The sequence below is a fragment of the Protofrankia sp. Cr2 genome, assembly GCF_963555885.1.
Lineage (GTDB): Bacteria > Actinomycetota > Actinomycetes > Frankiales > Frankiaceae > Protofrankia.
The window spans coordinates 106,740-110,306 of record NZ_CAUVXG010000005.1 but is presented as its reverse complement, the minus strand read 5'-3'; the positions used below and the strand labels follow the sequence as shown (position 1 = coordinate 110,306).

Below are 3,567 nucleotides of genomic sequence, written 5' to 3'. Positions count from 1 at the left end.
CGTGGACGCGGCACCCGTCCCGGCAACCGTGGTGGAGGTCGGCTCCCCGGCGCCTCCGGGTACGCGAAAAACCATGATCGCGCACCCTTCGGCCAGGCTGACCACTAGATGCCTCCGGGAGCGCGAAAAACCATGATCGCGCACCCTTCGGCCAGGCCGGCTAGCGACCCGCTGCCGTCGCGGTCGTCAACTGCGACGATTTCCGGGTCAGGATGACCTCGTCGATCAAGCCGTACTCCTGCGCCTCGGCCGCGCTGAAAATCTTGTCACGCTCGATGTCCCGGCGGATCTCTTCCTCGGTGTGCTTGGTGTGCCGGGCGAGCATCCGCTCCAACAGGGAACGCATCCGCAGGATCTCCCTGGCCTGAATCTCGATGTCGCTGGACTGCCCCTCGCCCTGCCCGGAGGGTTGGTGCAGCAGGATCCGGCTGTTCTCCAGCGCGAAACGCTTGCCCGGCGTCCCCGCGGTGAGCAGCACCGCCGCAGCGGACGCGGCCTGGCCCATGCAGATCGTCTGGATGTCCGGCCGGACGAACTGCATCGTGTCGTAAATGGCGGTCAGCGAAGTGAAGGATCCGCCCGGCGAGTTTATATAGATCGAGATGTCCCGGTCGGGGTCCTCGGACTCCAGGAACAGCAGCTGCGCCATCACGTCATTGGCGGAGAGGTCGTCGATCGGGATACCGAGAAAGACGATACGTTCCCGCAGCAGCTTCTCGTAGGGATTAAGGTAGAGATCGCCACGGCTGGTCTTCTCGATGACCCGAGGGATGCCGTAGTGGCTGGCGGGCAGACCGTTACCTGAGATCTGGCCGATAATCGGCTGGTACATGATGAGTGCCTCCGCGACGGCGGGTGATGGTCGGTTGCCGGATGTCGACGGTGTCGGCCGAGTATCCGCGGGACGCGGCTAGCTGACCGAGCCCTCGCTGGGGACTTGGCGGGCCCGGGCCACGACGTGGTCGACGAACCCGTAGTCCTTGGCCTCGTCGGCCGTGAACCAACGGTCGCGGTCGGAATCCCGCTCGATCTGCTCGATCTCCTGGCCGGTGTGGAATGCGATCCGTTCCTGCATCATCCGCTTGGTGTAGAGCATCTGCTCGGCCTGGATGGCGATGTCGGACGCGGTACCACCGATGCCACCCGACGGCTGGTGCATCATGATCTTCGCATGTGGAAGCGAGTACCGCTTGCCGGCTGCACCCGCGCACAGCAGGAACTGCCCCATGGATGCGGCGAGTCCGAGCGCAACCGTCGCCACGTCGTTCTCCACGTACTGCATCGTGTCGTAGATCGCCATCCCGGCACTGACGGATCCACCGGGAGAGTTGATGTAGAGGAAGATGTCCCGGCCCGGATCCTCGGCGTTGAGCAGCAGCAGCTGGGCACAGATCGCGTTGGCGATCTGGTCCTCGACCACCGAACCCAGGAAAATGATCCGCTCGCGGAGCAGACGGTTGAAGACCTGCTCGTCGAAACCGACCCCGCTCTGCCCCGGCGAACGCAGTTGTGGGACGACCAGGCTCGGGGCTGCGATGTCACTCACGGTTAGCTCCTCGGCTTCCTCGCGCTGGCGACGGTTGATCTGACCGGCTCGACACTATCTGTGACCCGGACCGGTTCCGGGACTTAGCGCTCGATGTTCGCGCTAGGCGTGAGGGTGAGCGAGCCCAGCGCCGGTCAATCCGGGTATTCCGGGCAATCGATCAGCCGCAGGTCGTCCGACCACCTGGCCCGCTCTCCCGCCGGCATGCGGCGGCCCCCGGACGAGATGTCCGGGGGCCGCAACTGGTCGGTCGTTCGCCGCCGACGGAGTTCAGACGCTGGGTGCGGGATCGGTGGACCCGCCCGCCTTCTGCGCATCGATGCCACCGGCTCCATCGAGATCACCGTCGGCATCGGCATCGAGGTCGTCAACATCGTCGTCGAGGTCCACGTCGAGGTCACTGTCCACGTCCTCGGCGTCCTCGTCCGCTGTCGTGCTCGGTACCGGCGGAGCAGGCAGCGGCAGCTCGACCTCGGTTCCGGCCGGGTCGAGGACCGTCGCCCGCCGCAGCAGGAACGTCAGAGCCTTGCTCCGCAGCGTGTCGGCCATGATTGCCGAAAGGCCGTCTCCCTGGGTCAACTGCTGCGCGAAGACGTCGGGACTCACACCCATCCGCTGCGCCCGGCCGATCACCTGCTCCATCAGCTCGCCCTGATCGATCCGGAGCTGCTCGGCATTGATCACAGCGTCCAGGATGAACTGCGACTTCAGGGCCTTCGCTGCGAGCCGCCGCACCTCGGCGAGATGCTCCTCGTCGGTCTGACCAAGCGTCTCAAGGTAGGCATCGCGGTCAACGCTCATCCGCTCAAGCTCGTGGGCGAAGCGGTGCTCGCGGGCCTCAACCTCGTCATTGAGGACCGAATCCGGCAGGGGTGGGTCCACCCGCTCGATCAGGAGGTCGAGAACGCGCTCGCGCGCCTGACCGAGCTGGGCATGCTCGGCCTCGCGGACAAGACGCCCGCGGATGTCCCCGATCAGCTCAGCGAGCGAATCGAACTCGCTGGCAGTCGTGGCGAAATCATCATCGAGATCGGGGAGCTCGCGCTCCTTGACGCCCCGGACGGTGGCCGTGACCTCGGCCGAACTGCCGGCGAGCTCGCCGGCAAGCAGCTCGGTCGTAAACGTGCGGTTCTCCCCTTCACCGGCGCCGGTGATCGCCGCGTCCAGACCGTCGATCAGGCTCTCGCTGCCGACCTCATAGGACATGCCGGCGGCCTCGGCATCGTCGATGGCCTCGCCGTTCACGGTCGCGGACAGATCGAGCGAGATGAAGTCGCCGGCCTGCACCGGGCGCTCGACCGGCTTAAGCACGGCGGACCGCTCACGCATGGTCGTCAACAGCTCGTCCACCTGCTCGTCGGTCACCTCGACCGCGTCAACGGTGACCTCGAGGTCGTCGTAGTCGGGCAGCGAGATGTCCGGCCGGACGTCCACCTCCGCGGTGAAGACCAGCGGGGCACCGTCCGCGAACGAACTGATGTCGACCTCGGGACGGGACAGGACGTCGACTTCCTCCTGCTGCACGGCGTCGGTGTAGAACCGCGGCAAGGCGTTCTGGATGGCCTCCTCGAGGATCACACCCCGGCCGAGGCGTTGGTCGAGGATGCGTGGAGGAACCTTTCCCGGCCGAAAGCCGGAAACCCGGACCTCACGTGCGAGCTTGCGATAGGCGGCGTCGACGGACGGCTTGAGCTCGTCGAAGGGCACCTCGACGGTCAGCTTGACCCGGGTGGGGCTAAGGGTCTCCTTGGTGGCCTTCACGGCGCGGCTAACTCCTGATGCGGCGGTGGATCGGATGGACGCGCCGAGAGTACCGGTCGGGGCGGGGAGACTCGAACTCCCGATCTCCTGCACCCAAAGCAGGCGCGCTAGCCACTACGCTACGCCCCGAGGCGTTGCTTCACTATCCTACGGGGTAGTGTAAGCGATGCTCCGCGGGTGTAGCTCAATGGCAGAGCCCCAGCCTTCCAAGCTGGCCATGCCGGTTCGATCCCGGTCACCCGCTCCGCTCGGGGTGCCGT

3 protein-coding genes and 2 tRNA genes are annotated in these 3,567 nt (G+C 66.1%); 1 reads left to right on the top strand and 4 read right to left on the bottom strand.

Translation table 11 applies throughout. The annotated features are described in order from the left end of the window. Positions 1-160: 160 nt before the first annotated feature. The 4 genes from U9978_RS04835 to U9978_RS04820 form a co-directional block, all read right to left on the bottom strand. Positions 161-832 carry an ATP-dependent Clp protease proteolytic subunit gene (locus tag U9978_RS04835; protein WP_322759816.1) on the bottom strand — a complete coding sequence of 224 codons (672 nt, stop codon included), beginning with the start codon at positions 830-832 and terminating at the stop codon, positions 161-163. 78 nt (positions 833-910) lie between these two features. Next, positions 911-1,546: an ATP-dependent Clp protease proteolytic subunit gene (locus U9978_RS04830; RefSeq protein ID WP_322759815.1), complete on the bottom strand. Its 636-nt coding sequence runs from the start codon at positions 1,544-1,546 to the stop codon at positions 911-913. A gap of 270 nt (positions 1,547-1,816) precedes the next feature. Next, positions 1,817-3,307, bottom strand: a complete 1,491-nt coding sequence (gene tig, locus U9978_RS04825) for a trigger factor (protein WP_322759814.1) — start codon at positions 3,305-3,307, stop codon at positions 1,817-1,819. A gap of 56 nt (positions 3,308-3,363) precedes the next feature. Continuing rightward, positions 3,364-3,436: transfer RNA gene (locus U9978_RS04820), tRNA-Pro, on the bottom strand. Between the two features lie 44 nt (positions 3,437-3,480). On the opposite strand from U9978_RS04820, the gene U9978_RS04815 reads away from it, so the two are divergent. After that, a tRNA-Gly gene (locus U9978_RS04815) sits at positions 3,481-3,551 on the top strand. Positions 3,552-3,567 lie beyond the last annotated feature (16 nt).

Bases quoted from the DNA above. Each gene is read 5' to 3' on its own strand.
- U9978_RS04835 (WP_322759816.1), bottom strand. From the start codon at position 832: ATGTACCAGCCGATTATCGGCCAGATCTCAGGTAACGGTCTGCCCGCC.